The organism is Povalibacter uvarum (assembly GCF_014202975.1).
GTDB classification, from domain to species: Bacteria; Pseudomonadota; Gammaproteobacteria; order Steroidobacterales; family Steroidobacteraceae; genus Steroidobacter; species Steroidobacter uvarum.
This window is the reverse complement of sequence record NZ_JACHHZ010000006.1, coordinates 308,027-332,724: the sequence shown is the minus strand read 5'-3', so window position 1 is coordinate 332,724 and position 24,698 is coordinate 308,027. Positions and strand designations below refer to the sequence as shown.

The 24,698-nt window shown below is 63.5% G+C and carries 22 protein-coding genes; 12 read left to right on the top strand and 10 right to left on the bottom strand.

Annotation, left to right across the window (positions count from 1 at the left end; genetic code table 11):
- Positions 1-64 precede the first annotated feature (64 nt).
- Positions 65-940, top strand: coding sequence for a TraB/GumN family protein (locus tag HNQ60_RS23815; protein WP_184335280.1), 876 nt, complete (start codon positions 65-67; stop codon positions 938-940).
- Here the strand turns inward: HNQ60_RS23815 and HNQ60_RS23810 are convergent.
- The 4 genes from HNQ60_RS23810 to HNQ60_RS23795 are packed head-to-tail and all read right to left on the bottom strand — an operon-like array spanning position 913 to position 4,279.
- Positions 913-2,226 carry a S8 family peptidase gene (locus tag HNQ60_RS23810; RefSeq protein ID WP_184335279.1) on the bottom strand — a complete coding sequence of 438 codons (1,314 nt, stop codon included), beginning with the start codon at positions 2,224-2,226 and terminating at the stop codon, positions 913-915. The genes HNQ60_RS23815 and HNQ60_RS23810 overlap by 28 nt on opposite strands.
- Positions 2,226-2,885, bottom strand: a complete 660-nt coding sequence (locus HNQ60_RS23805) for a zf-HC2 domain-containing protein (RefSeq protein WP_184335278.1) — start codon at positions 2,883-2,885, stop codon at positions 2,226-2,228. Before HNQ60_RS23805 ends, HNQ60_RS23810 begins: the two co-directional genes overlap by 1 nt.
- Before the next feature lies 1 nt (position 2,886).
- On the bottom strand, positions 2,887-3,504 hold the full coding sequence (locus HNQ60_RS23800; RefSeq protein ID WP_184335277.1) for a sigma-70 family RNA polymerase sigma factor: 618 nt from the start codon (positions 3,502-3,504) through the stop codon (positions 2,887-2,889).
- Between the two features lie 49 nt (positions 3,505-3,553).
- A complete protein-coding gene (locus tag HNQ60_RS23795; RefSeq protein ID WP_184335276.1) occupies positions 3,554-4,279 on the bottom strand; it encodes a TorF family putative porin in 726 nt (241 codons plus the stop codon).
- A 129-nt stretch (positions 4,280-4,408) separates the two neighbouring features.
- On the opposite strand from HNQ60_RS23795, the gene HNQ60_RS23790 reads away from it, so the two are divergent.
- The 5 genes from HNQ60_RS23790 to HNQ60_RS23770 all read left to right on the top strand — a co-directional run bounded on the left by HNQ60_RS23790 (position 4,409) and on the right by HNQ60_RS23770 (position 8,355).
- On the top strand, positions 4,409-4,735 hold the full coding sequence (locus tag HNQ60_RS23790; protein WP_184335275.1) for a glutaredoxin family protein: 327 nt from the start codon (positions 4,409-4,411) through the stop codon (positions 4,733-4,735).
- The gene (locus tag HNQ60_RS23785; RefSeq protein ID WP_184335274.1) at positions 4,732-5,364 is read left to right on the top strand and encodes a LysE family translocator; all 633 of its coding nucleotides are present in this window, start codon (positions 4,732-4,734) and stop codon (positions 5,362-5,364) included. The genes HNQ60_RS23790 and HNQ60_RS23785 overlap by 4 nt, the downstream gene beginning before the upstream one ends.
- Before the next feature lie 15 nt (positions 5,365-5,379).
- Complete coding sequence (locus HNQ60_RS23780) at positions 5,380-7,542, top strand: OmpA family protein (protein WP_184335273.1); 2,163 nt, start codon at positions 5,380-5,382, stop codon at positions 7,540-7,542.
- A gap of 99 nt (positions 7,543-7,641) precedes the next feature.
- A complete protein-coding gene (locus tag HNQ60_RS23775) occupies positions 7,642-8,010 on the top strand; it encodes a DUF3592 domain-containing protein (protein WP_184335272.1) in 369 nt (122 codons plus the stop codon).
- Positions 8,011-8,088: 78 nt separating this feature from the next.
- Entirely contained in the window at positions 8,089-8,355 is a 267-nt protein-coding gene (locus HNQ60_RS23770; RefSeq protein ID WP_184335271.1) for a GlsB/YeaQ/YmgE family stress response membrane protein, read from the top strand.
- 50 nt (positions 8,356-8,405) lie between these two features.
- Here the strand turns inward: HNQ60_RS23770 and HNQ60_RS23765 are convergent, their stop codons facing one another.
- A complete protein-coding gene (locus tag HNQ60_RS23765) occupies positions 8,406-9,137 on the bottom strand; it encodes a hypothetical protein (protein ID WP_184335270.1) in 732 nt (243 codons plus the stop codon).
- Positions 9,138-9,265: 128 nt separating this feature from the next.
- Positions 9,266-11,305, bottom strand: coding sequence for an alpha/beta hydrolase family protein (locus HNQ60_RS23760; RefSeq protein ID WP_184335269.1), 2,040 nt, complete (start codon positions 11,303-11,305; stop codon positions 9,266-9,268).
- A gap of 377 nt (positions 11,306-11,682) precedes the next feature.
- On the opposite strand from HNQ60_RS23760, the gene HNQ60_RS23755 reads away from it, so the two are divergent.
- Positions 11,683-12,792: an S-(hydroxymethyl)glutathione dehydrogenase/class III alcohol dehydrogenase gene (locus tag HNQ60_RS23755; protein ID WP_184335268.1), complete on the top strand. Its 1,110-nt coding sequence runs from the start codon at positions 11,683-11,685 to the stop codon at positions 12,790-12,792.
- 12 nt (positions 12,793-12,804) lie between these two features.
- Here the strand turns inward: HNQ60_RS23755 and HNQ60_RS23750 are convergent, their stop codons facing one another.
- Together HNQ60_RS23750 and HNQ60_RS23745 are read right to left on the bottom strand one after the other, a co-directional pair.
- Entirely contained in the window at positions 12,805-14,883 is a 2,079-nt protein-coding gene (locus HNQ60_RS23750) for a TonB-dependent receptor (RefSeq protein ID WP_184335267.1), read from the bottom strand.
- A 119-nt stretch (positions 14,884-15,002) separates the two neighbouring features.
- Positions 15,003-16,973 (bottom strand): pyrroloquinoline quinone-dependent dehydrogenase, encoded by a 1,971-nt coding sequence (locus HNQ60_RS23745; RefSeq protein ID WP_184335266.1) that lies wholly within the window; start codon positions 16,971-16,973, stop codon positions 15,003-15,005.
- Between the two features lie 153 nt (positions 16,974-17,126).
- Here HNQ60_RS23745 and HNQ60_RS23740 point away from each other — a divergent pair, with 153 nt between their 5' ends.
- The 3 genes from HNQ60_RS23740 to HNQ60_RS23730 all read left to right on the top strand — a co-directional run bounded on the left by HNQ60_RS23740 (position 17,127) and on the right by HNQ60_RS23730 (position 21,140).
- Positions 17,127-19,340: a patatin-like phospholipase family protein gene (locus HNQ60_RS23740; RefSeq protein WP_184335265.1), complete on the top strand. Its 2,214-nt coding sequence runs from the start codon at positions 17,127-17,129 to the stop codon at positions 19,338-19,340.
- Positions 19,341-19,450: 110 nt separating this feature from the next.
- Positions 19,451-19,693, top strand: a complete 243-nt coding sequence (locus tag HNQ60_RS23735; RefSeq protein WP_184335264.1) for a hypothetical protein — start codon at positions 19,451-19,453, stop codon at positions 19,691-19,693.
- A 457-nt stretch (positions 19,694-20,150) separates the two neighbouring features.
- The gene (locus HNQ60_RS23730; RefSeq protein WP_184335263.1) at positions 20,151-21,140 is read left to right on the top strand and encodes a helix-turn-helix domain-containing protein; all 990 of its coding nucleotides are present in this window, start codon (positions 20,151-20,153) and stop codon (positions 21,138-21,140) included.
- A gap of 6 nt (positions 21,141-21,146) precedes the next feature.
- Here the strand turns inward: HNQ60_RS23730 and HNQ60_RS23725 are convergent, their stop codons facing one another.
- Positions 21,147-21,662 (bottom strand): tetratricopeptide repeat protein, encoded by a 516-nt coding sequence (locus HNQ60_RS23725; protein ID WP_184335262.1) that lies wholly within the window; start codon positions 21,660-21,662, stop codon positions 21,147-21,149.
- Positions 21,663-21,916: 254 nt separating this feature from the next.
- On the opposite strand from HNQ60_RS23725, the gene msrA reads away from it, so the two are divergent.
- Together msrA and HNQ60_RS23715 are read left to right on the top strand one after the other, a co-directional pair.
- Positions 21,917-22,573 carry a peptide-methionine (S)-S-oxide reductase MsrA gene (msrA, locus tag HNQ60_RS23720; protein ID WP_184335261.1) on the top strand — a complete coding sequence of 219 codons (657 nt, stop codon included), beginning with the start codon at positions 21,917-21,919 and terminating at the stop codon, positions 22,571-22,573.
- A 76-nt stretch (positions 22,574-22,649) separates the two neighbouring features.
- The gene (locus HNQ60_RS23715) at positions 22,650-23,957 is read left to right on the top strand and encodes a hypothetical protein (RefSeq protein ID WP_184335260.1); all 1,308 of its coding nucleotides are present in this window, start codon (positions 22,650-22,652) and stop codon (positions 23,955-23,957) included.
- Position 23,958: 1 nt separating this feature from the next.
- Here HNQ60_RS23715 and mtgA read toward each other — a convergent pair whose 3' ends face one another.
- On the bottom strand, positions 23,959-24,651 hold the full coding sequence (mtgA, locus tag HNQ60_RS23710; RefSeq protein WP_184335259.1) for a monofunctional biosynthetic peptidoglycan transglycosylase: 693 nt from the start codon (positions 24,649-24,651) through the stop codon (positions 23,959-23,961).
- Positions 24,652-24,698 lie beyond the last annotated feature (47 nt).

Here is a 24,698-nt window from a genome sequence, read left to right as displayed (position 1 = left end):
TTGCTCCGCGGCCTTGCTGGCCGGAGGCTTTGCTGCTCGAGTGGCGTGCGCAGAGCCTTCGCCAGTGAACGTCGAGCCGCCGCCTACGGCGGAAGTACTAGTAACGGCGGAGCGTCCGGGGCCGCGGCTCTGGCAGGTGACGAGCGGCGAGCACACCGTGTGGATTCTTGGGACGCAATCGCCCTTGCCGCAGAAGCTGCGGTGGCGTTCGGCTGAGGTGGAAGCAGCCATCGCCGGCGCCGATGAGGTGCTGGGCGCCTACACAGTTTCACTGCGGATGGGTTCGCAGGAGTGGCAGCGCACGTCGACGACGCTCGAAGAGGATCTGCCGCGCAAGGTCTACGTCCGCTGGACGAAGATGCGCGACCGGTACATCGATCCTCGAATCCCGACCGACGAGTTATTGCCGGCGTCCGCGGCGTACCTGTTGCAGATGAGCGCTTTCGAACACAACGGCATGACGTCGAGCGACGAGGTCTGGCGCACGATCTACGGACTCGCGCGATTGCATGATGTGCCCATCAGGCCGCAATCGTACGAAGTCGAGTCTCCGGTGACGAAAGTTTCAAAGCGCACGGCACGAGAGGCCGGCGTACGCTGTCTCGTGCAGACGATGGACCGTCTGGATGTGGACATGACGGAATCGCGGCGCCGCGCCGAAGCGTGGGCCGACGGTGACATGAAGATGCTGCGGCAGCTCGCACGCAGCGATCAGTCGTATTCGGAAACGCTCGCGCGCAGCTGGCCGTTTCTGAGCGACAAGGATGTCGATCGTCTGATCGGGCAGGAGACCACGCGCCTGGCGGCTGTCATCGAGCGCGCAATGATCCGCAATCGCCGCACGTTCGCAGCGTTGCCAGTGCACATGCTGATGAAGGAAGACGGCGTGTTGTCGATCCTGCGAGCGGCGGGTCACCGGGTGGAAGAGCCGGTCGACTGAACAGGTTCTGCCGCTACGGGAGTTGGCGGAGTCGCAATTGCGCAGGGCGCTTCGTGAAGCAGCGAAGCGAGCGCGGCGCACGCATCGACTCCTGAGGACGTTGGTGGTGACACGCTCAGCAATTGCTGAAGCCGATCGGATCGCAGGCGCCGATCCCGCGCCATCAACAGCGCAACCGTGCCCGTGACGCCTGCGGTTGCAAGCGAATTGCCGGATATGAAGTCGTACCGTCCCTTGGGCGCCAGCGTGAGCACATCCGTCCCTGGAGCGAGCAGCGCTCCAGGCTTCGACAAGCCTTGCGTGCTCGCTGCGACTTTCAGCACACCTGCAACGTCGGCCGGGAATGCATCCGCCGATGCCTGCTGGCCCGAGTCAGGGGGTGCCGCGCCAACGAACACCAGACCTCGTTCCTGACCGCGCATGACCAGCCGGGTGAGGAGAGGATCCGCGGGTCCGACGAGACTGAGGTTCACGACCTGGACGCGTGCATCGATCGCCGCGGCGAGTCCTTTTGCGAGCGTGAACGTATTGCACGCGGCGGAACCGCCAGATCCTTCGCGCTCCCAGCACGACTTGTATATGTGAAGCCGGGCCTCCGGCGCGATGCCGACGATGCCGATGCGATTGCCGGAATCCGCTGCAATGACGCCAGCGACCGCGGTGCCGTGACGATCGCGCCGGAAAGCTTCATCGTCCTCGTCGACGAAGTTGCGGCGGTCGGCGATGCGGCCGACGAGATCGGGATGATCGCTGTCGACGCCGGTGTCGATGACGGCGACATGAACACCCGCACCCCGCGACCAGCGATGCGCTGCGGCGACGTTCATCGTCGCGAGATTCGCCTGCAGTTCGCCGTACGGATCGTTGTAGGCCGCGGCTCGCGTTGCGAATACGTTCAGCGGCTGAGCGGACTCGACGCGTTCGTCGCTCCGGAGTTTCGCAAGCAGCCGCGCTGCGCTTTCTCCGGCGGGAATCCGGAAAACGACACAGTGAACGCTCAGTTCCGCGATCGGCCATCCGGAAACTTCATGCAACCCGTACTGGCGCTCGATCGAAGCAATGGCGCTGCGCGCTTGTGCGCCGACCGAGTACTGCGCTGATCCGTCGTAGCCGCGTGGAGTCGATCCGGCGCGGGGGGAACTTCGTTCGCCTTCGTTGCGAACGGTCACGATGACATAGTCATCCGGATGAGTGCGGGCGGCGACGGGCAGCGGGTCATCGACCGCTGAGGTGCTGGCGCAAGCGGCACACGTGAGAGCTGCGAGCAGAATAAGGAGCGAACGCATCACGGATCCGCAACGGCGACTTCAGCGAAGCGTACATCGGCCCGAGCGCGCAATCCTGCAACGGCATTGGCAACATCCTGTTCGCTCATCGTTTCCGGGAACGCCAGCGTGTAGACACCGGCTTCGCTCGGGCCGGCGACGATCTGCGCTTCCATGCTTCGCAGCAAGCTGACCAGATCACCCGTGGCCATCGAGGGCGAGAACACGACTCGCGCGGCGACTGCGTTCGAAGTCGGGACGGCGGCGGATGAGACAGTGGCGTAACGGGGCTCGGAACGAACCGACTGGAGCTTCCACGTCATCACGCCCGAAAGCGTGATCAATCCGACCGCCTGGACGACCACTGCCGCCACCAGCCAGCGGGTGCGCCTGGACTGACCTGGCTCCCGATCGGCCGGCGCCTGATCGTCCTGCTCGATTCGCGCCATCAGCTTGCGAAGCGACGCGTGCGGCGTCTGCACTACGCTGTCGTCTTCGCGAAGATGCTGTTGCAGCGCCTGCTGCGAGGTGTATTCCGACCTGCACTCGGCGCATTCAGCGAGATGCTTCTCGACGCGACTTGCCTGTCGCTCGTTCAGCGTGCCGTTCACGTGCCACGGGAGCAGGTTCCAGATCTCGCGGTGCAGTGCACGATGCTGCGATTCGAACTGGTCCCGCACGTCAGGCTCCGTTGGCAAGTTGGGAAAGCGCCGCCTTGAGTTTGCGGCGGGCGTAGAACATGCGGGTCTTCACCGTGTTCACCGGGCAACCCATGATGACGGCGATCTCTTCGCAGGAGTGACCCAGGTAGTAAGTGAACTCGATCACCGTGCGTTGTTCGATCGGCAGGCTCGCGAGGGCGCGATCGAGCCAGTCGCGAGTTTCGTCGACCGCGTAGAGATCATCAGCGACCGCAAATTCGCGCCCCGCGGCTTCGTCGAGTGTCGAATGCGCACCCGCCCGCCGCAGGGCCGTCAGTGCCTGCCGATAGCCGATGCCGAGAATCCATGTCGAGACCTGCGAGGCGCCGCGGAAGTCGCCGGCCTTCCTCCACACGGTCCAGAGCGTGTCGTTGATGATCTCGTCGGCGAGATCGCGGCGCGTCGTCAGCCGCGAAATGAACCGGCTGAGCCGGCGGTGATAGATGAAGTAGAGCTCGCGAAACGCGTCGCGGTCCTGCTGCGATACTCGCTTCAGCAGTCGCAGTTCGCGTTCATTCGACGATCCCGACCGCGATTCGGGGCGTCCCTGGGGGTCGGTGGGGTGCAGCACGGGAAATGTCGGCGGGTTCGTTGGCATGATGATGTCGGTCGGTGAGTACGCCGTTTCTCATGCCAGGTTCAATCGGTCAGAACCGCCAGGCCAGCGACCCGGTCCACTGGCCGTCCGGGACCGTTTCGTACCCATAGCCACTCTCGCGGGGCCGATCGGTGTCGATATAGGCCACCGAGAGAAGGGCGCGACCGAAAGAGCAGGCCACTCCCACGTTCCAGAACCAGTAGTTGGCGTCGAGGCTCGCGGGCAAATCGTAGTAGCCGAGACCCGCCGAGGCGGACAGCTTCCCGGCCAGCGGCTGGACTGCCGTCAGCTCGTATGACGTTGCACTTTCATTGAAGGCCCAGCGCCCCTGGGCGTGACCCGTGTAGTTCGGCGAGAACGCGATGGTTCCGAAAAGACGGGACCGATACCCGGCGGTCGCGATCACTTCGTCATAGTCGTAGCTGTACGTCCGCGGATCGTCCGGGTACGTGTAGTGAGTCAGTGCAACGCCGACATCCCAGTTATTGCCGAGCGTCCAGTCGCGTCGGATATAGAGATCGATTTCGCTCGCAGGGCCCTCGTCACGATCCATATCCGCCCGGGAGCTCCAGACACCGGCGGACCACCCGCCCGACCGATAGTGGAGGTCGGCCTGCAGCGCCGGATTGCCCTGGCTTTGCGAAACGCCGCGATAGAAATAATCGCTGGTGACGCCGATGGAGCCGCCGAAGTCGCCCGCCGTCGCGGCCGCAGGTATGCAGGCACACAGCCAAAGGGAGGCCAATGCGCGGCGATTCGCGGTCGAGGAACGCATTACCTTGCGAACTCCCGGATGCCATGTGGGATGGCCCGGTCAGTATAGCGCCGCCCGCCATTGCGGAATCCATGCGAGTTTGCGCAATGTCTCGTGTCGTCGCCGCGGCGCACACATACAATCCGCAACATGAGAAACATAATCATCGGGTTGCTGGCCCTCGGGTTGTGGCTCAACTGGGATCGGATCGACCGGTTCTTCGACGGCACCCCCGCAGTCACCGGCAGCGGCGAAGTGATCCTCTATTCCACCTCCTGGTGCGGCTACTGCGCCAAGACCCGCGAGCTCTTCGAGGACAAGGGCATTCCTTACAAGGAATATGACATCGAGAAGTCCGACGAGGGCCGTGAACGCTACGAAGCCCTCGGCGGCAACGGCGTCCCTGTGATCGATATACGGGGGACGGTCGTTCACGGATTCGACAAGGGGGAAATATTGGAGGCGTGGGAGGGATGATTTCCGTCACGACGTTCCTCGCCTTCGCGGCGGTCGCCTTCGCCATGGTGATCACGCCGGGCCCCAACATGGCGTACCTGGTGTCGAGATCGATCTGCCAGGGCCGGCAGGCGGGGATGATTTCGCTCGGGGGCATCGCGGCCGGATTCGCCGTCTACGTTTTGCTCGCGGCGTTCGGCATTACTGCTCTGTTCGCCGCGGTTCCTTATGCGTACGACGCGCTGCGTCTCGCAGGTGCGGCGTATCTGGGATATCTGGCGTGGAACGCTTTGCGCCCCGGCGGCGCGTCGCCGTTTCAGCCGCGTGCGCTCGACATCGATCCGCCTCATCGCCTGTTCGGAATGGGATTGCTGACGAGCCTGCTCAATCCGAAGATCGCGATGCTGTATCTGTCGCTGTTCCCGCAGTTCGTCGACCCGGAGCGCGGCAGTGTGCTACTGCAGAGCCTGCAGCTCGGGCTGACGCAGATCTGTATCAGCGTCACGGTGAACACCGCGATCATCTTCACTGCCGGAAGCTTCGCGAGCTTCCTTGCGACTCGCCCGTTGTGGAGTCGCATCCAGCGCTGGTTCATGGGCACGGTGCTGGGGCTGCTTGCACTGCGCATGGCGTTCGACACGCGTCGTTGACGACCCTCTGACGGCATGATGAAGCTGCTGCGACGCCTCGCTCCCATCGTCGGCGTGCTGGCAGCGCTGGTGACCGGAGCATTCCTCTGGGCTTTGCTCGCCGGCGGAACGGACTGCGCCGACCCCGCCTGTGCCCGGCAACGATTCTCCCTGGACATCGAGCTCGATCGCTTCGATCGCGTCGATCCCATAGCGCTCGAAGTTCCCGTCGAAGACGACGCCGTATCCGTTGCGTCCGTGCTCGGTTCAGGCGGCATCGAGGTGCGGATCCGCGCGAACGAACGCGTGCTGCCGTTCGCGGCGAAGAGCGGAAAGCTCGATCGAGCGGATCTCTATGCGTTCGCGCAGGCATGGCGCGGCAGCGCGCCACAGGCCGAAGCGGATGCCCAGCTCTATGCGATGCTCACACCGGCGATCGTATCGGACACAGGCGAGGATCTGTTCGGTCTGATGTTCGATGCGACGGATCGCGAAGGCTTCGCGATCGCGCCGGGTGAAATCGCGGCGCGCTTCCAGGAACGACAGGCTGACTCGATTCCACTGCTGCAACTGCGGACGTTCATTCACGAGCTTCTGCACGCATTGAACCGCAGCCATGGCGAAGCGGCGCAGATGCCCGACGAGCGTCTCACCATCGAAGCGCCGACGCGCTGTATCTCCGACAACACCCGCGAACTGAACTGGAGTCTGCGCGAGCGACCCCTCATGGCGCTGAGTCCGCAGACCATTCGCTTCTTTCAAAGCGCGCGTCCTGGTGACGTGTTGCCGGGGCGCGAAAGCGCGCCGTTCCTGTTCGGCTCACCGTCGACGTGTCGTGACTTGCGCGCGACGATCGTGGCCGAGCCGCAAAGCTCTCGCTGGCGCTTCGCGATGCGGCGGTTGAAGTCGCTCGTCGGTATCTCCGCGGCCGAAGCCGCAACAGACGACGGTGAGAGCAAGCCGCCCGACGTGGCGCTTGCCGTGCAGGCGCTTCCCGCTGCGTATCCACTGGGCTATCCGGTTGCGATTCGCATCACGGCGACGAATCGCGGCGAAAGGACGCTGCCGCTGGCGGGGCGGTTGTCGCCGGGATACGGGATCGTTCGCATCGAAGTACGAGGGGCGCCCGGTGCGCCGTGGTCGGTGGTTCAACCCATCGCGTGGTACGAGCCGATCGACGATGACGAAGCGATGCTGGCGCCCGGTGAGCGCACGGAACAGACGGTACCGATCTTCTTCGACGCGGAAGCGTGGACGTTTCCAACGGCTGGTGCGTACGAAGTCCGTGTCCGGCTGCATCTCGGCGATGACGTCGAGGATGTGGTGACGGAGCCGATGCCGATTCGTATCGAGACGCCGCAGAGCAACCGTGATCGCGAAGCGCTGCAACTGCTGACGGATGAGAAGGGCGCTCTGCGCGATGATCTCGGTCGCGCCCTGCTGCTGGGCGGCCGGACCCGGGAAGCAGATGCCGATGCGATCGTTGATCGGCTTGCCACGGAGTTTCGTGAAACGGCGCTGGGCGAAGCGGTGCAACTGACACGCGCGTCCCGCTTGCTGCGTCGCCCCATCGATCCGCGCACCGGCGAAAGGGCGCCGCCGGATCTCGCGGGAGCGAGGACGCTGTTGGCGGATAGTTGCTCCGACAGCGGCGTCGTGGCGCTTCGCCGCCAGCTTCTGGATTTCCATGAAGACACGGGTGGTGCGCCGACTGCTGCTTCCGAGCCTGTCGAAGTGGCATGGGACGGCAGTGTGCCCGGGCGCAGCCCGCAGATTGCGACGTACTCGGATCCGTCGCTCCAACAGGTTCCGCAGTCGCTGCATTTCTGTCACGGCGAGTCGCGATTCCGGGGCTCGGTGGCGGGAGCCGCTGCGAACCTGGCTCGCGAACTGCGGCGCGCGAACGCGGATCGCATCGTCGTCGTTGGGCATGCCGATCAGACGGGGACGTGCAGCTACAACTCAGCGCTCGCTTTGCGGCGTGCCGAAGCAGTACGTGAGGTCCTGATCGAGGCCGGTATCCCGCGGCGTCGAATTCAGGTCGTGAGCCTCGGTAAGCGGCGACCGCTGGATTTCTCGGCGACCGAGGAGGCCCACCGGCTCAATCGACGCGTCGAAATCCTCGTGCCGGAAGCCGCGCTCGGGAAACTGAAGCCGCGCGAGCCCGTTTTGCCGCGCTGCCCCGCGCCTGCATCCTGATAACCAGGTCCGCTTATCGGCCCCGACTTCCCCTGAATGGCGGGGTTTCGTGATCTGTTGCACTGCTGCGCCCGGGTCTCGCGGGCAGTCTCGGGTCCCATGGTCATCGAACTTCCTTCCCTCATTGCCTTCTGCGGCGGCGTTGTGCTTGCCATGGTCCTGTCCGGCAAGATTGCGTTGCGCGGACTGCTGGCAGCCCAGCAGATCGTCAAGGAAGGGCACATCGCGCAGGGGCGCATCACCGGTGTGTGGCGACCGCCGGTCGCAGGAAGTTTCCCCCGTGTGTATTTCGAGTTTCAGCCGGAAGGATCGCCAGAGATTTTTCGCTGCTGCCACACCGACCGGCGCGTCCTGTCGGGTGATGTGGCGTCACTGCCCGCCGTCGGCTCCCAGGTGACGGTTCGCTATTTGCCGGAAGATCCTCGCCGTGCGGTCATTGCCCGGCTCGTTTCACGCTTTACGCATTGACGGTACAACAAACAGGGAACCAAGCTGCCGCGGTCACGATTCTGTGATCGATTCTGTCAAGAACAGGAGAAGCGGCTCATGGGCATCCTCATCTGGTTGATCGTCGGAGGCGTCGTCGGCTGGCTGGCCAGCATCATCATGCGCACCGACGCACAGCAGGGCATTCTGCTGAACGTCATCGTCGGCATAGTCGGCGCGCTGCTGGCGGGCTTCATCATTTCTCCGATGCTCGGGATCGGCACCATCAATGAAGGTGTCAGTATCGCGACGTTCCTGGTGTCGCTGGCGGGCGCGGTGGTTCTGCTCGCAATCGTGAATCTGTTTCGACGCGGATCGGTCAGGTAGGAAGTTCGTGGTCCGGTGATCATTCCCTGATCACCGGACCCCATCAGTTCTCACCGGTCCCCGTACAACCTGATCCCATAAAAATAGGTTGCGTAGTCGACGAGCTGCGCCGACCCCGACGCGCCGAAGATCAGCGTGATCTCCTTGCCGAAGAACGTGTCCGCCTGCGAGTCGGATAAGCCATAGTTGTCGATCAGCGAGCGACGGCTCACGAGGCCGCCGATGCAGCTGCGGCTCAGGAACATCTGCTTCTGTGCACGCTCGCCTTTCTCGAGACTGCGTGACTCCGAGTACGTGCTCAGCGGCAGGACGATCCGGCCGCTCAACGGCAGGCCCGTGGACGGATCGGTGAGGGCTGGATCGTTCAGCACATCGCTCTCGATCGTGATCACCGGGCGCGCGACGAAGCGCGCGGATGGCTGGTCCGTGCCCGTGAGGTTGTTGAACTGGAAATTCATCGAGGGCGTGACGGCGAAGCAGATCAGCGTTTTCGTCGAGCCGCCCGGCAGCTTGATGTAGTCGAGCTTGCCTTCGTCGAACGTCGTCGTGAGCGGCTGCGGCTTCAGCGTGATGCAGCGGCTCTCGGGATCCGGCGGATACGTCGGATCGGGCGTGCAGTCGTCGAGCAGCGAAATGCCGGGAGTCTGGGCGATGCCGAGATAGATGACGTTGTTGCCGAACGAGTCCGGATCGCCGACTTCATCGATGCCGGGTGCCGCCATCGCGGTCATCGCGATCAGGGTGCTGCCAAGCAGGGCGGACAGGGCGGAATTCTTCTTCATCGTCGTCCCTCGATGTGAATGAGCGGGACGACATTGTTCGGGAACCGCGGGAAGGGCGGCTATGGGACTTAGGGGTGTGATCGGGCAGGCCGCCGCAACGGCTTGCCCGATCACCCGATCGGTGACGACTACTTCTTCCTGTACTTCTCGAACCACGCCAGGATCGCACTGGCTTTCGCCGCCGACTGCGACGGACGAGCCGTCAGTCCGCCGTGCGAAGCACCGGGCACCTTCACGAGGGCGGTCGGTACGCCCTTCAGTTGCAGCGCCTGGTAATACTGTTCCGAATCGCTGACGGGAGTGCGGAAGTCCTGGTCGCCCACGACGACGAGCGTCGGTGTCGTCACAGAGCCCACGAGCGAGAGCGGCGAGCGCTTCCAGTAGCTGTCGGGATCTTCCCAGGGCAGCTTGTTGAACCAGTACTTCGGCATGTAGGTCGCGATGTCAGTCGTAAGAACAGTGCTGGCCCAGTTGATGACCGGCTTCTGGGTCGCTGCGGCTGCGAAGCGATTCGTCTTGCCGACGATCCAGGCCGTGAGCACGCCGCCACCCGAACCGCCCGTCACGAACAGATTGTTCTCGTCGACGTAGCCAGCGGCGATTGCGGCATCGACCGCGCTGATCAGATCGTCGTAGTCGTTGCTCGGATAGGCGTGCTGAATGAGGTTCGCGAATTCAGCGCCGTACGAAGTCGATCCGCGCGGGTTGGTGTAGAGCACGACGTAACCGGCGCTCGCATAGAGCTGATAGTCCGTCGAGAACGTCGGGCCATAGGCGGCATAAGGACCGCCATGGATTTCCAGGATCAGCGGGTACTTCTTCGAGCTGTCGAAGTCCGGCGGCAACACGACCCAGGCGCCGATCGGGCGCTGGTCGAAGCTCGACTTCACGGGCAGCGCCTTCACTTCGCCCATCGTCTTGGCGCCGAGGAACGAATCGTTCAGGCGCGTGAGCTGCGTGACCTTGCCGCGACGTGCGACGGAGACATCAGACGGACGAACGCCGCTGCCCGTAGTGAACGCGACGGTGCCGTTGTCGGCGACCGTGAACTCGCCACCGGTGTAGGGCCGATCGAGCCCTGCGCCGCTCAAGCCTTCCGCGATCGGCTCGCGTTTGCCGTTGAGTTGCAGCCGCTCGAGCTTCATCACGCCGTGATCGTCGTACTGAATGACCAGGCTGCGGCTGTCGGCGGACCACGAAACGGCGCCCACCGATCGATCCAGGGAATCCGTCAGCGAACGGCTGTCGGTGCCGTCCGGATTGGCGACGTACACGCGGACGTTCGTATAGGCCATCAGCTTGTCATCGAAGCCGACGTACGCGAGCTTCGTGCCGTCCGGCGACATCACCGGCTGCGCATCCGGTCCGACGCGCTTCGTGATCTCGGTCAGCGAGGTGTCCGCGAGAGCGATGCGGTAGATCTCGGTGTTCACCGGTTCGCGGCGCCAGTTCTCGTCGCGGTTGCCGGTTGCGTAGATGTACTTGTCGTCATGCGACCAGGTCAGCGGTCCGGCTTCGTTGAATGCGCCGAACGTGAGCTGCCGCGGGGCGCTGCCGTCCGCGGCGACGACATACACATGCGTGTAGCCAGGCTTGAGATAACCGGCACCGTCGGCACGGTAGGTGATGTCGGTAATGACTTCGAGAGGGGCCGCCCACTGCGCGCCTTCGGGCTTCGGCGGTGCTTCACCGAGCTTCGACTTGTCGTCCGGGGCGAACATCGTGAACGCAATGGACTTGCCGTCGTTCGACCACGCGAGGTCGCCCGGTGCGTCGGTGAGTTCCGCGAGACGCGCGGACTGTCCCGTTTCCATCCAGCGCACGAAGAGCTGTGGCCGGCCTTCTTCGGCCGTCGACACGTACGCGAGCCGCTTGCCATCCAGCGACCAGCGCGGCGAGGAGTTCGAAGCGTTGCCGGTGATCAGGGGAGTCTGTGTGCCGGTCTCGACATCGATCAGCCAGATCGAGCGGCGGGCACGATCGTTCATGACGTCATACGCGACGCGCGTGTAAGCAATCACGCGGCCGTCGGGACGGATCTGCGGATCGGTTGCGACCTGCAGCCCGAACAGGTCCTTGCCTTCGAACTTGCGGGACGGAGCATCGGGCGGTGCCGCGAATGCGAGAGGAGCGGCGACAAGCAGCACAGCGAGTGACAGGGTGCGCATGGGACCTCGTTCTGTTCGGCCGAAAGAGCGTGGCTATTCTCTACATTCGCGGACGGAGTGCCAGCCGAAGTGCCGCGCGCAGTCCTCGCTTCGCCGCGCACGGGGGGCTTGTATGCAAGCGGCGGACGAATTGCGGCTTTCCCTGAATTGGGGAGATCGGAGAAGAGACGGAGTTTCCACGGGGTACACGGGGATCCACGGGGAAGAGCACAGAACAGATGTATGTCTTTTCGGATCTGGCCCCCGTGGCCCCCGTGTGCCCCGTGGAGATCTTCTTCTTCAGTCTTCTTCCTGAGCCTTCTCGCTAGCGTTGGTCAACAGTTCTTCGACGGCGTACGCTTGATCGTCGCTTCTCATCGGATCAACGAGGTCAGGTCATGAAAACGAAAGCCGCGGTTGCGTATGCAGCGGGCAAACCGCTCGAAGTCACTACGGTCGATCTCGATGGTCCGCGCGCGGGAGAGGTCCTGGTCGAAATCCGGGCGACCGGAATCTGCCACACCGATGAATTCACACGTTCGGGCGCGGACCCCGAAGGCTTGTTCCCGGTGATTTTCGGTCACGAAGGCGCGGGCGTCGTCGTGGACGTCGGCCCGGGAGTGACGTCCGTGCGCAAGGGCGACCATGTCATTCCGCTCTATACGCCGGAATGCAGGCAATGCAAATCGTGCCTGTCGCGCAAGACCAATCTATGCACGGCGATTCGTGCGACCCAGGGCAAGGGCGTGATGCCGGACGGCTCCAGCCGATTCTCGATCGGCAAGGAGAAGATCCACCACTACATGGGCTGTTCGACCTTCTCGAATTACACGGTGCTGCCGGAAATCGCGGTCGCGAAAGTCCGTGAGGACGCGCCGTTCGAGAAGATCTGCTACATCGGCTGCGGCGTGACCACGGGCATCGGTGCCGTGATCAATACGGCGAAGGTCGAAGCGGGGGCGAACGTCGTCGTCTTCGGTCTCGGTGGCATCGGCCTGAACGTCATTCAGGGCGCACGGATGGTCGGCGCCAACAAGATCATCGGTGTCGATCTGAATCCGCGTCGCGAAGCGCTGGCGCGAAAGTTCGGCATGACGCACTTCGTGAATCCGAAGGAAGTCGAAGGCGATCTCGTGCCGCATCTGGTCGAACTCACCGACGGCGGGGCGGACTACAGCTTCGAGTGCGTCGGTCACGTGGACCTGATGCGCCAGGCACTGGAATGCTGCCATCGCGGCTGGGGCGTTTCCGTCATCATCGGCGTCGCGGGCGCGGGACAGGAGATCAAGACGCGACCGTTCCAGCTGGTGACGGGTCGCGTCTGGAAGGGCACCGCGTTCGGTGGCGCCCGCGGCCGCACCGATGTACCGAAGATCGTCGACTGGTACATGGACGGCAAGATCAATATCGACGACCTGATCACGCACCAGCTGCCGCTGGAAAAGATCAATGATTCATTCGATCTGATGCATCGCGGGGAGTCGATCCGGAGTGTGGTGGTGTTCTGAGTCCTTACGGAGCTACTGCGCCCGGTAATTCACTTCGACGAACACCGTCCGGTCGCGGCCCGGGAAGTATCGATAGTTGCCGAAAGCGAAGTCGGCGCGATCCGCATACGCGCGGTCGGTGAGATTGTTGACGCGGACGAGGGCGGTCCAGTTGTCGGTCGCGCGCCAGGAGACACGCAGGTTCAGCAGGTCGTGGCCTTCGTATTCATGCGCGTTCGCCGCATCGACGAAGTAACGGCCGACGCCGACCCACTCCAGTTCCGTACCGATCGAGTCGATCGGGCGCCAGTCGATGCGGGCCGTGTTGACGCGACGCGGCGCGGTATCGACATCGCGTCCGGCGACGATCGTTTCACCTTGCTCGACCGTGCGATTGAAGTCGTACGTGTGCTTCGCGTAAGTGCCGGCGACGCCGAGGCTCAGTGAATCGATCACGGCCCAGTTCAACTCGTACTCGACACCGCGATGCTTGGTGCGGCCGTCGCTGACGTTGAACGCATTGGCGTCGCGGAAGATGACGTTGTCCTTGTTCATCCAGAAGCCGGCGATCGAGTAGCGCAATGCCGAGAACTGGCCGCGTGCACCGATCTCGGCGCTGTCCAGCTCTTCGGAATCGAGATCCGCGATCGACTGCTGGCGCTGGAGCCGATACAGCTCACTCGTGTCGGGAGCTCGATAGCCGCGTGTTCCCGCGGCATACAACGTGTGGAATTCGCCAAGCGAGTAAGTGAGCCCGAGCTTCCCGCTCGCGTTCGTAAAATCGTCGCTGCGATCAGCCGGCCGGCTGTACAGGCAACCCGCGCCAGGGCAGGTCGTGCCGTCGTCGCGCGTGTTGCCGTTGATCATGTGATTGTCGTAGTCGTAGCCGACGTACTCGAGCCGCACGCCTGCGCTGAACTTCCAGCGCTGGGCGAACGGCTGGTCGAGCTGGCCGTACAGCGCCGCCACGGAACTGCGCACGTCGTAGTCGTAATGCTTGCCGGCCGGCCGGATTGCATTGGCCGCGGGGGTACCGTCGGTTGCCGGCCCGTCCTGCGTTTCCTTCAGGAAGCCGTCGGCGAACTCGATGTCAATTCCGGTCAGCAGACTTGTGTTGGTGAATGCGTCGATCTGCAGTGCAGTCAGTACACCCACGGAATCCTGGCCATTCTCCTCGGTGGGCTTGCCGATCAGGAAGTGCTGGAGGAAGTCCATGCGCGAGTGACGGACGTAAGGACGCACGTCGAGCTGGACCCGTTCGCTCAAGGGGCGTTGATACTGGCCGGTGAGCCGCACCGCGTAGGCATCGCGATAGGCCTCGGGATTCGGATTCGATTTCGCGATCGCCGGATCCTTGTACGCATTCTCGCCCTGGATGAAACCGGCCGTTTCCTGGTTGAGGTTCGTCGCCGCCAGGCTGAGTCCCATCGTCGACTTGTCCGAGCGATGGACGAGTTGGGCATTGAGCTTCTGCTCTTCGAGTCCCGAATCATCGCGCCAGCCGCCGTCATGAGAGGCGAGACCGACGACACCGAAGTCCGTGCTCTGTCCGACGGTGCTGAAAGCGAACTTGCCGCGATAGAACTCGTCGGGACCGCTTTCGATGCCGAGCCCTGCGCGCGGCAGCTGGTTGGGTGAAGCCTGAAGCACGTTCACCGCTCCGTGCATCGCACCCGAGCCGTACACGACGCCGGCAGGGCCGCGCAGCACTTCGATGGAGCGCGCTTCTTCCGTGTTCACTTCGAAGAGCTCGTTGACGTTGCAGAAGCCGACGGGACGGATCGGAATGCTGTTCTCGAGAAAGAGGAAGACGCCGCAGGAGCCTGGGCCCGAAAGCACCGGCGAACGAATCGCGGTCAGGCTTTCCTCGCCGCTGTTGCGCTGGATCATCGCGCCCGCGGCACGGTTGATGATCTCGCTGTGATGCGTCGATCCGACCATTGCCACTGCATCGTCGCCGACGAGTGAAATGCTGCCTGCGTAGTCGCGGAGCTGTTCGGCGCGACGCGTGGCGGTGACGACGACTTCATCGACCTGCTCCGCGGCGATCGTCGCGGCAGGGACGCTGGCACAGAGGACACTGAAAACACCGAGGCGAATGGCGGACTTCACAGAACTCTCTCGACTGATGCGGGGCGACGCCGCGCGGTGCTGCTGCAGCAGAGGCGGCGACAGCATCATAGATGATCCGTCCACCCCACGACCTCTCCCGCTCAGGTGTGGACTTTTCTTTACGCTTTCGGGAGCGCGAACGCCACCACGTAATCGCCGCGCGTCGTGCCGAGGCCGCCGTGCCCACCCGCGGCGATGACGACGTACTGGCGGCCGTTCAGCTCATAACTCATCGGGGTTGCCTGGCCTCCCGCGGGGAGGCGGGATTTCCAGAGTTCGCGACCGGTTTCGATGTCGAACGCACGCAGATAGTCGTCGGTCGTGGCGGCGATGAAGATGAGGCCGCCCGCCGTTGCGATCGGTCCGCCCATGTTGGGCATGCCCAATGTCGCGGGCGGAACGAACCACGGCGTCTTGCCCCGCGTCGATCCCAGCATGGTTTGCCAGCGGATCGTGTTGCGTTTCAGATCCACGGCCGCGAGTGTTCCCCATGGCGGCGGCGTGCACGGCAGGCCCAGCGGTGACAGCAACGGCTCGCGCCGCATGCCGTAAGGAGTGCCTTGCTGTCGGGCGAACTCCGAGTGGGGCCAGTCGCCAGACCGTTTCGCATCGAAGTCATCGCGAGGAATGAGAGTGACGACCATCGGCACGTTGTTCACCGCGGCGATGACGAGTTGTCGCTGTGCGTCGAACGCAAGGCTGCCCCAGTTCACGCCGCCTGCGTAGCCCGGCGACATGATCGAACCCTTCACGCTCGGCGGAGTGAAAATGCCCTCGGATCGATACTGTTCGATCAGATCGCGACAGCGGCCGCGATCGTAGAACGTGAGGCCCCACGCATCGTTGGGTGTCACCGCGGCGTGCGACACGAGTGCCGGTGTTGCCGGGAAGGGTTGCGTCGGTGCGGTCGATTCGCCCGCGACATCGCTCGCCGGCACGGAGCGTTCGATGATCGGAAAGACGGGCTCGCCCGTTTCCCGATCGAATACGAAGAGCATGCCCGTCTTCGTCGCCTGAACGACGGCAGCAATCGATTTGCCTTCCCGTTCCATGTCGATGAGCAGCGGCTGCGAGGCGACGTCGTAGTCCCAGACGTCGTGATGCACGAGCTGCTGATGCCATACCACCTTGCCATCGCTCGCACGCAGCGCGACGAGCGAGTTCGCGTAGCGGTTGTCGCCCAACCGTTCGCCGCCAAAGAAATCCGGGCTCGGCGATCCGGTCGGCACGAACACGAGGCCGCGGCCTTCATCGATCGAAAGTACCGACCATGCGTTCGCCGCGCCCGTCCGCTTTGCCGCTGCTGCCGTCCACCCGCGAGCGGCCAGATCTGCATCAGTGTCCGAGGGAATGGGGTCCCACGCCCATCGCTGGAGTCCTGTTCGAGCATCGAATGCGCGCACGATCCCGCGTTCGAGCTCGACGGCACCGTTGTCGCCGACAGCGGAACCGGTGATGACCAGGTCGCCGTAAATCGCGGGTGGCGAGCTGACGAGGTAGTTACCTCGCTCGGTGATGCGGATGCCGCGAGTCAGATCGACGGTTCCGCCGTCGCCGAAGCTCGCACACAGCTGGCCGGTGCGGCCATCGAGACCGATCAGTCTTGCGTCCAGCGTGCCGATGAAGATGCGATGAGCGCACGGCGCATCGGGCGGCGATGCCTCATCGATCCATGATGAAACGCCGCGTGAAGTCGCTTCGGAATAGGGCAAGTCGCGCGGAGTCTTCGGATCGAAACGCCAGCGTTCACGACCCGCTTCCGGATCCAGCGCGATGACGATGTTGGTCGGGGTGCTGAGATACAGCGACCCGTTCACGAGAATCGGCGTGGTTTCGAACGTGAGCTTGCCTGCGCGCTTGAAGCCTGCGCCGAGCTCGCCCGTCCGGTAAGTCCAGGCAACTTCCAGCTGGTCGACGTTGTCGCGGTTGATCTGCCGGGCATCGGCATAGCGATTCCCGCCGGCATCGCCGCCATAAGCGCTCCATTGAGACAGATCCTCGCTGCCGTGCCGCGTCGGCGGTGCGGCGAGGCTGGGCACGGCAAGCCCGACGATCAGGCAGGTCAGTGCAAAAGGAGGACGGCGCGGCATGGGAGCAAAGCGTAATGGAGGCCACTGCCAGCGGCATAGCGCGATGGGGCAAGCGGGACAGCGCGAGCCAGCCAGCTAGCCGGCTGGCCAGACCTGCAGTGTCTGATCGGCTACCATCCCCTCGTCCGCTGTCGCGCTGTGAATACGACAACCATGAACCGACTGCATACCCTGCCGATCGGCGCACTGATCCTGCTGTTCTCTTCCTTATGGAGTACCGCCGCCATTTCGGCGGACGCTTCACGGCCTCGTGTCGGGCTGGTGCTCAGCGGCGGAGGGGCACGCGGCGCAGCCCACGTCGGCGTGCTCAAGGTGCTGGACGAAATGCGAGTGCCGATCGATGCCGTGGCCGGCACCAGCATGGGTGCGGTTGTCGGTGGTCTCTATGCGTCGGGGATGTCGGCGCGGGAGATCGAGGAACTGATCAGCTCGGTCAACTGGCAGGACGCGTTTCAGGATCGTCCGCCGCGAGCGGAGCTGGGCTTCCGTCGCAAGCAGGACGATCGCAATTTCCTCGTGCGCTATGCGCTCGGTGTGCGGGATGACGGATTCGTCCTGCCCCAGGGACTCGTGCAGGGGCAGAAGCTCGAGCAGGTCCTGCGCAACGCGGCGCTGCCGGTGGCGACGATTCAGGACTTCGATCGACTGCCGATCCCGTTCCGCGCGGTGGCCACCGATCTCGAAACGGGCGAAGCCGTGCTCATGCAGTCCGGCGATCTGGTAACGGCAATGCGTGCGAGCATTTCCGCGCCAGGCGTATTCTCACCGGCGCAGCGGGACGGTCGCCTGCTCGTGGACGGCGGTCTCGTCGAGAATCTGCCTATCGACGTCGCACGTGCGATGGATGTGGATGTGCTGATTGTCGTGGACGTCAGCTTCCCGCTGTACGCCCGTGACCAGCTTGCATCGCCGCTCGAAGTCACCAACCAGGCGTTCGCGATCATGATCCGCAATCGCACGCTCGAGCAGCGCAAGAAGCTGGCGGCGACGGATGTGATCATCGATCCGCCGCTGGGTCGTTTCCTGTCGACCGACTTCTCCCGTGTGCCGCACGCTCTGGAAGCAGGGCAGAAGTCCGCCAACGATGCGCGAACGCGTTTGTCCGCGCTCGCGCTTTCCGAGGATGACTACCGTCAATATCTCGCCGGGAGAAATCCGCGATCGACGCAGACGCCGACGATCCAGTTCGTTCGCGCCGATGCGCAGTCGCAGGATCACGCGCGACTCGTCGATGCGACGATGGAGGACGTGATCGGCAAGCCGCTCGATCCCGAGACGCTGCGTCAGCAGCTGTCGTCGTTGTACGCGCTCGATCTCTTCGAGACGATCGACTACACGCTCGTCGAAGACGACGGACAGACCGGGCTCGAAATGAGCCTGCGCCGGAAGAGCTGGGGCCCGAACTACGCGCGCTTCGGCCTGAATCTCGAAGACGACTTCGAGGGCAACAGTCGCTACAACGCCGCGATGCGCTTCATCATGACCGAGCTCAATTCCCTCGGCGCCGAATGGCTGACGGACCTGCAGATCGGCGAGAACCCGCGCGTGTTCACCGAGTTCTATCAGCCGTTGTCGCTGGCGAGCCGCTACTTCGTCGCGCCGCAAGTCGGCTTCGAGGAGCGCAGCGTGTTTACGCTGCAGGATGAGAACCGCATCGCCGAATATCGCGTGCGCACATTGCAGGGAGGTCTAGACGTTGGTCGCGAGCTGTCGAACTGGGGCGAGGTTCGTCTCGGCGTGCGTCGGGGCGAAGGGCGTTCTCACGTACTCATCGGCGATCCAACGCTGCCGCCGGATGATTTCAGTCGCGGTGGCGTGTTCGCGCGCTTCTCGTACGACAAGCTCGACAGTCTCTACTTCCCGCGCAAAGGCCAGTTGTTCGAGTTCGAGTGGCGCGGCGAGCGCACGAACTTCGGCGCGGACCAGGAATTCGACGCGTTCGTCACGACCTGGCTGATCGCGCGGTCGATCGATCGGCACACGTTCGTCTTCTCGACCGACATCGGCACCACGGTCGACGATCTGACCCGGCCCGAGGATTTCTTCTCCCTCGGCGGCTTCTTCAATCTGTCCGGCCTGCCGCCAGGCTACCTGTCCGGCCCGCACTTCGGCATCGCTCGACTCATCTACTACCGCAAGATCGGCCGCGGCGGTTCAGGTGTGCTGGATCTTCCCGCCTACGCAGGTTTCTCTCTGGAGGCAGGCAACACGTGGCTGCGACGGGATGACGTCAGCACCGGCGATCTGCGCAAGGATGCAAGCCTCTTTTTCGGTGTCGATACGCCGCTCGGGCCGGTCTATCTGGCGACCGGGTTCGATGAGGGAGGGGACAAGCAGTTTTATTTGTTCTTGGGGAGGTCGTTTTGAAGGGGGGGATGAGCTGTGAGCTGTGAGCTCTGAGCCAGAGAACGCCGGAAGTGGTCGAGGGATGCGGGACGCGGCTATGATGCGTCCGTCCATTCACCACCGGGTCGCCCATGCCGATTTGTCACGAACACAACCTCGCCGAACCGGTGCCCAACCGTTGTCCCTTCGGCATCCGGGTGAAGCTGCGCTCGACCGACCCGTTTCGCAATCTCGTCGGCAACGACTGGGACAAGGAACATTGGTACGCCACGCGCGAAGAACGCGACCAGGCGCTCAAGGAGATGAGTGGCCGCTACGTTTATTTCCGACCGGGCGATCAACCAACGCTCGAGTACGAAAAGATCGAGAAGTAGCGCGGACGTCCACGCCAGTCTCGCTTTCCTTCCGATTCTGGCTCGCCGCTCATAGCTCGCCGCTCGCTGCCTCCACCGCGGCGACCAGGGCCACTTCCTGCCGTTGCTGCGTAGTCCCAGCACAAAGAGTCAGTCGTTCGTCGCACGCTGACCTGTACACGAAGTCCCTCCGTGGACGATACGACTGTCACAGAAGAATGAACGGTCGTACACCTTCATGTAACGATCTTTGTCTCTAGCGCCACGGAATGTTCGCGCGCATCTCCGCGTCGCCATTGCGATTTGTCTCATCTGTGGCTTTTTTGTGTGTTGTCGGCATCTGCGCGGGCCTGCGTCGAAACCTTTCGTCGCATCTGCGTATCTCATAGTCGTAAGTCGCTTGTATACCGACGCGTGACGTCGTCATCTACACCCTGCGGGGCAAGCGCATCTGGCAGACATGGGGAGCACACAACGGATGATCGTTCGCAGAACGCACGAACTACAGAACGGGGCGTCGCCGGCACGGCTGGGCACCGATGACAGCGTCATCCTCGATCTGAACACGCAATCAATCGACTACACGCTGGATGGCCGCCGCCTCGCCCTGCTGTGCGCATGGAACGGCAGCGAGGAAGTGAGCGTCGACGGTCGTCGCATCATGGTCGACGACGACACCTGGATGCTGGCGCCGGCGGGACCGGTGTCGGTCAGGATCCGGTCGCCGCGCAATGTCCACTCACTATCGATCCTTTTCCGCCCCGGCATGCCAGAGGACGTACTCGGCTCGCTGACGACGCCCGAGGACCGCATGCTCGAAGACGGCGAGCTGGTGACGGGCTCCGTGCTGCCGTTCGCGCCGCATCTGCACACTCACGATCGCAGCGTCACGCCAGTGCTGCTCTTCATCCGGCGTCATTGTGAAATGGGCCTCGATGATGCGCTCTGGTACGAGGAGCAGCTCGCGTTCCTGCTCGAGCGGCTGCTGATCCATCACCGCCACTTGCTCGCGCGCGCCCGCCAGATTCCAGTGCGTCGCGCCGCAACGCGTCGCGAGATCCTGCGTCGCGTGTCGCTCGCGACCGATTTCATTCATTCGAATTTCTCACGCCCGCTGATGCTCACCGACATGGCGCGCGCGGCCTTCCTTTCGCGGCATCATTTCCTGCGGCTGTTCAAGCAGATTCACGAAGTCACGCCCCATGAATACCTGCAGCGCAAGCGCACATCCGTCGCGGCGCGCCTGCTGCGGAGCAGTCAGCGGCAAGTCGACGAAGTCGTGAAGGAAGTCGGTTTCGATTCACGCTCGACGCTGTTCCGTGCCCTGCGTCGATTCCATGGCGTCACCCCACGCGAATGCCGGAATGCCGCGGAGGCCCCGGTGTTCATGGGGAATGTGGGTGGGGGAGGCTCGCAGTGGGTGGCGGATGACAATACGCCGCGGCGGGCGGAGGCGGTCGCGCACTAGCTTGCGCTACGACTCCACCAGGTGCCTCAACCTTTCCTGCTGCAATTTCTCCCGGTCACGCGCGATCGTCAGGGTCTTCTGTAGCGCGTCGGAGTCCGGATTGAGGGCGAGGCCGCGCTGCAGGTCCCGCAGCGATTCTTCAATCTTGTTCAGCCCCAGGTGGCAGGCCGCGCGGTTCTGCCACGCTTCCCAGTTGTCCTCGTCGATCGCCAGGGACTGATCGCAGAAGACCAATGCTTTGTCGTACTGCTTGAGTGCCGCATGAGCGGCGCAGAGATTCGCGAGAGCCGCAGCCCGGTCAGCCGGTGAAACCGCGGCACTCAGTCCGAGCACGGTGAGCTCGATGCCGCGTTGCCAGTCGCCCGACAGCATCGCCTGTGCGCCTTCGGAGAGTTGAGGATTGGCGCCGAGCACCGTGGCGGCGCCTGGCGATGCCGTCTCGGCAAAAACCAACGTCCACGGGGCGATGCCGCAGGCCATCGCTGCCGCCATCCATCCCCATCGCAGACGCCGGATCCGCATGACTACCTGACGACTTCGTCGCGCCGGGAGCGCTGGTTTTTCCCGTGGTCGACCGCATCTATAGCACTCCGGGCGGAGCGATCAAGTGCAAGTCCGTCATCCCCGCGAAAGCGGGGATCCATCCGGTCGCCAAGCTGGACCCCCCGCCTTCGCGGGGGTGACAGCCGGGGGTGAAACCCGCCCCATTGCCCCCATCAAGTCAATCTCCGTAGTCTTCCCTCACTGACCGCCATCGTCCCCTGTCGAGGTCACCCATGTATTCGTTCCGCAAGAAAGCTGTCATGCCCGATTCGGCCGACATCCTGCCGGGCCGGGACGCTTCGATGTCCGTTCCCCATCAGCATTACGTCAACGGCAACCGCATCGTCGCGCCGTTTCCGCAGGGACTGAAAAAGGCGATGTTCGGGCTCGGCTGCTTCTGGGGCGCCGAGCGCAAGTTCTGGCAGTTGCCCGGCGTTTACAGCACGGCCGTCGGTTATGCCGCCGGATCGACGCCGAATCCCACGTACGAGGAAGTTTGCAGCGGCTACACCGGGCACAACGAAGTCGTGCTCGTCATCTACGACCCGAAGGACATCGAGTACGACGAGCTGCTGAAGGTGTTCTGGGAATCGCACGATCCGACCCAGGGCATGCGGCAGGGCGGCGACGTCGGCACCCAGTACCGGTCCGGCATCTATCCTTACGATGCTGAACAGCGAGCTGCGGCGGAAGCGAGCCGTGAGCGCTACGGCGAGGCGCTGCGCAAAGCGGGTCACGCTGCGGCGATCACGACTGAGATCGAGGACGCGCCGACGTTCTACTACGCCGAGGATTATCACCAGCAATACCTGGCGAAGAATCCGAAGGGCTACTGCGGTATCGGCGGTACGGGCGTGACGTGCCCGATCGGTCTCGCGGTCGAACAGTAAGGTTGATGCGTTTTCCGACGGGCCGCGCAACGCGGCCCGTCGATGAGGGGTTCAGGCGACTCGAGAGGGTTGGCTCATGGACATCCGGCAATTCCTGGCATGTGCGCTGCTGAGCGCGGTTTCGCAGGCGCACTGCGCAGAGAGTCTCATCGTCCACGAGTGGGGCACGTTCACTTCGGTCCAGGGTGCCGATGGCGTGCAGCAGCATTGGAAGCCGCTCATCGCGGCGGACCTTCCTGACTTCGTCTACAGCAGCGCGACGCGCAACGGCGGCTTCGCCAACGTTGTGCTCGTCGATCAGACGCGGAAGGATCAGACCGTCGGTGTCCTGCGCATGGAGACGCCAGTCATCTACTTCTATTCCGACAGGGAACTCGATGTCGACGTGCGCGTGTCCTTTCCGACGGGCCGAATCACCGAGTGGTATCCGCAGGCGGACAGCATTGGTCCTTACTCCGTGGCTGTCGATGGCTATACCCGCTTTGACCGGCGCTCGATCATCGAATGGAAGGGTGTGCGGATTCTTGGGCCTGCGTCGAACGCAATCAGCGCCGACGAGTTGATTCGCGATCGCGAGGACGCGCATGCGCGTCACTACTACGCAGCCCGTGCGACGGACGCCAATCTTCTGCGCACACAGTCGCCGCATGCCCGGAGCAAAGCCGAGTACGAGCGTGATCTGTTCTATCGCGGAATCGGATATCAATCCGCGCCGCTCAAAGTGAAGGTCTCGGCGGACGATTCATCACTTGCGTTGGCGAGCGAGGAGCCGGTTCCCGCGGCGTTCGTACTGACGATTCGCAAAGACATGATGCGCTTTCACGAGCTGGGATCGCTCACCCCGGGCGCTGAGCGCCTCGTGCAGCTCGATGTCGAGCCCTTCGACGCTGCAATCAATGTGCAGGGGCGTGTCATGAAGGAGATGGTCGCGACGCTCATTTCCCAGGGACTCTTCCCGAAGGAAGCGCTCGCGATGGTCGAGACCTGGAAGGATCAGTGGTTCGAGGAGGAGGGCACGCGAGTGCTCTACGTGCTGCCGGCTGCGTGGACCGATCGCATGCTGCCGCTCGATATCGAGCCGCGACCCGACACGATCGTGCGCGTGATGATCGGACGGGCGGAAATCGTCATGCCGTCGATATCGCGCCAGCTGCATCGGGACATCGTCGCTTTCGATTCCGCGAACGCGCACGAGCAGCAGCGGATCGTGGCGTCCGTTCGCAAACTGAATCTGGGGCGTTTCGTTCTGCCCGCGATCGAGATGGCTTCCATCACACCCGACGGCCACAGGTTCATGGATGCGGCTTCGAGACTGTCGAGCGCGCTGAACAAACCGGCAGCGCCGAAGATCGCGGCTTCCGTTGCGGTCGAAGCGGGGCCCTGATTCAGTCCAGCCGCTTCAGCAATGCCGTGCCGCCGAGGCCGCGCATCTGACCGACGATCCATTCCTGGCGTGAGCGCACGTAGCGCGACGGTGCGTTCGCACGCAATCGTTTGGGATTCGGCAGGACGGCTGCCAGCAGTGCCGCATCGTACGTGTTCAATCGAACCGCGGGCTTCTTGAAGTAGGTCTCGCTCGCGACACCCACGCCGAACACGCCTTTACCGAATTCGGCGATGTTCAGGTACACCTCGAGAATCCGCTCCTTGGGCCAGAGCGTCTCGATCAGCACCGTGAAGTAGGCCTCGAGTCCTTTGCGGATCCAGCTCTTGCCGGACCAGAGAAACAGATTTTTCGCGACCTGCTGCGAGATCGTGCTCGCGCCCCGCACACGCCGGCCGCTCTCGCGTTCGTCGAGTGCTTTGTCGATCGATTTGAAGTCGAAGCCGTAGTGGTCCGGGAATGTCTGGTCCTCGGACGCGATCACCGCCAGCTTCATCTGCGGCGAAATGTCCTTCGCGTCGACCCATCGCTGCCTCACCGCGTATTGCGGCTTCGAGGTCGAAGCGACGATGCGCTCACGAACCATGAATGCCGACGTGAGCGGATCGATCCATCGCATCAGGAGCACCGCCGACACCGTCAGAACGATCCAGCTGAGCAGCAGCCAGCCGGCGATGCGGGATATACGGCGCATTGAGAAGTTGGATAGCGGATAGCGGATAGCGGATGGCGGATGGGTGA

Coding starts and splice junctions, on each gene's coding strand:
- HNQ60_RS23715 (WP_184335260.1), top strand. CDS start 22,650: ATGGACATCCGGCAATTCCTGGCATGTGCGCTGCTGAGCGCGGTTTCG.
- HNQ60_RS23760 (WP_184335269.1), bottom strand. CDS start 11,305: ATGCGCACCCTGTCACTCGCTGTGCTGCTTGTCGCCGCTCCTCTCGCA.
- HNQ60_RS23785 (WP_184335274.1), top strand. CDS start 4,732: ATGATTTCCGTCACGACGTTCCTCGCCTTCGCGGCGGTCGCCTTCGCC.
- HNQ60_RS23745 (WP_184335266.1), bottom strand. CDS start 16,973: ATGCCGCGCCGTCCTCCTTTTGCACTGACCTGCCTGATCGTCGGGCTT.
- HNQ60_RS23775 (WP_184335272.1), top strand. CDS start 7,642: ATGGTCATCGAACTTCCTTCCCTCATTGCCTTCTGCGGCGGCGTTGTG.
- HNQ60_RS23740 (WP_184335265.1), top strand. CDS start 17,127: ATGAACCGACTGCATACCCTGCCGATCGGCGCACTGATCCTGCTGTTC.
- HNQ60_RS23765 (WP_184335270.1), bottom strand. CDS start 9,137: ATGAAGAAGAATTCCGCCCTGTCCGCCCTGCTTGGCAGCACCCTGATC.
- HNQ60_RS23810 (WP_184335279.1), bottom strand. CDS start 2,226: ATGCGTTCGCTCCTTATTCTGCTCGCAGCTCTCACGTGTGCCGCTTGC.
- HNQ60_RS23755 (WP_184335268.1), top strand. CDS start 11,683: ATGAAAACGAAAGCCGCGGTTGCGTATGCAGCGGGCAAACCGCTCGAA.
- mtgA (WP_184335259.1), bottom strand. CDS start 24,651: ATGCGCCGTATATCCCGCATCGCCGGCTGGCTGCTGCTCAGCTGGATC.
- HNQ60_RS23735 (WP_184335264.1), top strand. CDS start 19,451: ATGCCGATTTGTCACGAACACAACCTCGCCGAACCGGTGCCCAACCGT.
- HNQ60_RS23790 (WP_184335275.1), top strand. CDS start 4,409: ATGAGAAACATAATCATCGGGTTGCTGGCCCTCGGGTTGTGGCTCAAC.
- HNQ60_RS23730 (WP_184335263.1), top strand. CDS start 20,151: ATGATCGTTCGCAGAACGCACGAACTACAGAACGGGGCGTCGCCGGCA.
- msrA (WP_184335261.1), top strand. CDS start 21,917: ATGTATTCGTTCCGCAAGAAAGCTGTCATGCCCGATTCGGCCGACATC.
- HNQ60_RS23780 (WP_184335273.1), top strand. CDS start 5,380: ATGATGAAGCTGCTGCGACGCCTCGCTCCCATCGTCGGCGTGCTGGCA.
- HNQ60_RS23725 (WP_184335262.1), bottom strand. CDS start 21,662: ATGCGGATCCGGCGTCTGCGATGGGGATGGATGGCGGCAGCGATGGCC.
- HNQ60_RS23795 (WP_184335276.1), bottom strand. CDS start 4,279: ATGCGTTCCTCGACCGCGAATCGCCGCGCATTGGCCTCCCTTTGGCTG.
- HNQ60_RS23770 (WP_184335271.1), top strand. CDS start 8,089: ATGGGCATCCTCATCTGGTTGATCGTCGGAGGCGTCGTCGGCTGGCTG.
- HNQ60_RS23800 (WP_184335277.1), bottom strand. CDS start 3,504: ATGCCAACGAACCCGCCGACATTTCCCGTGCTGCACCCCACCGACCCC.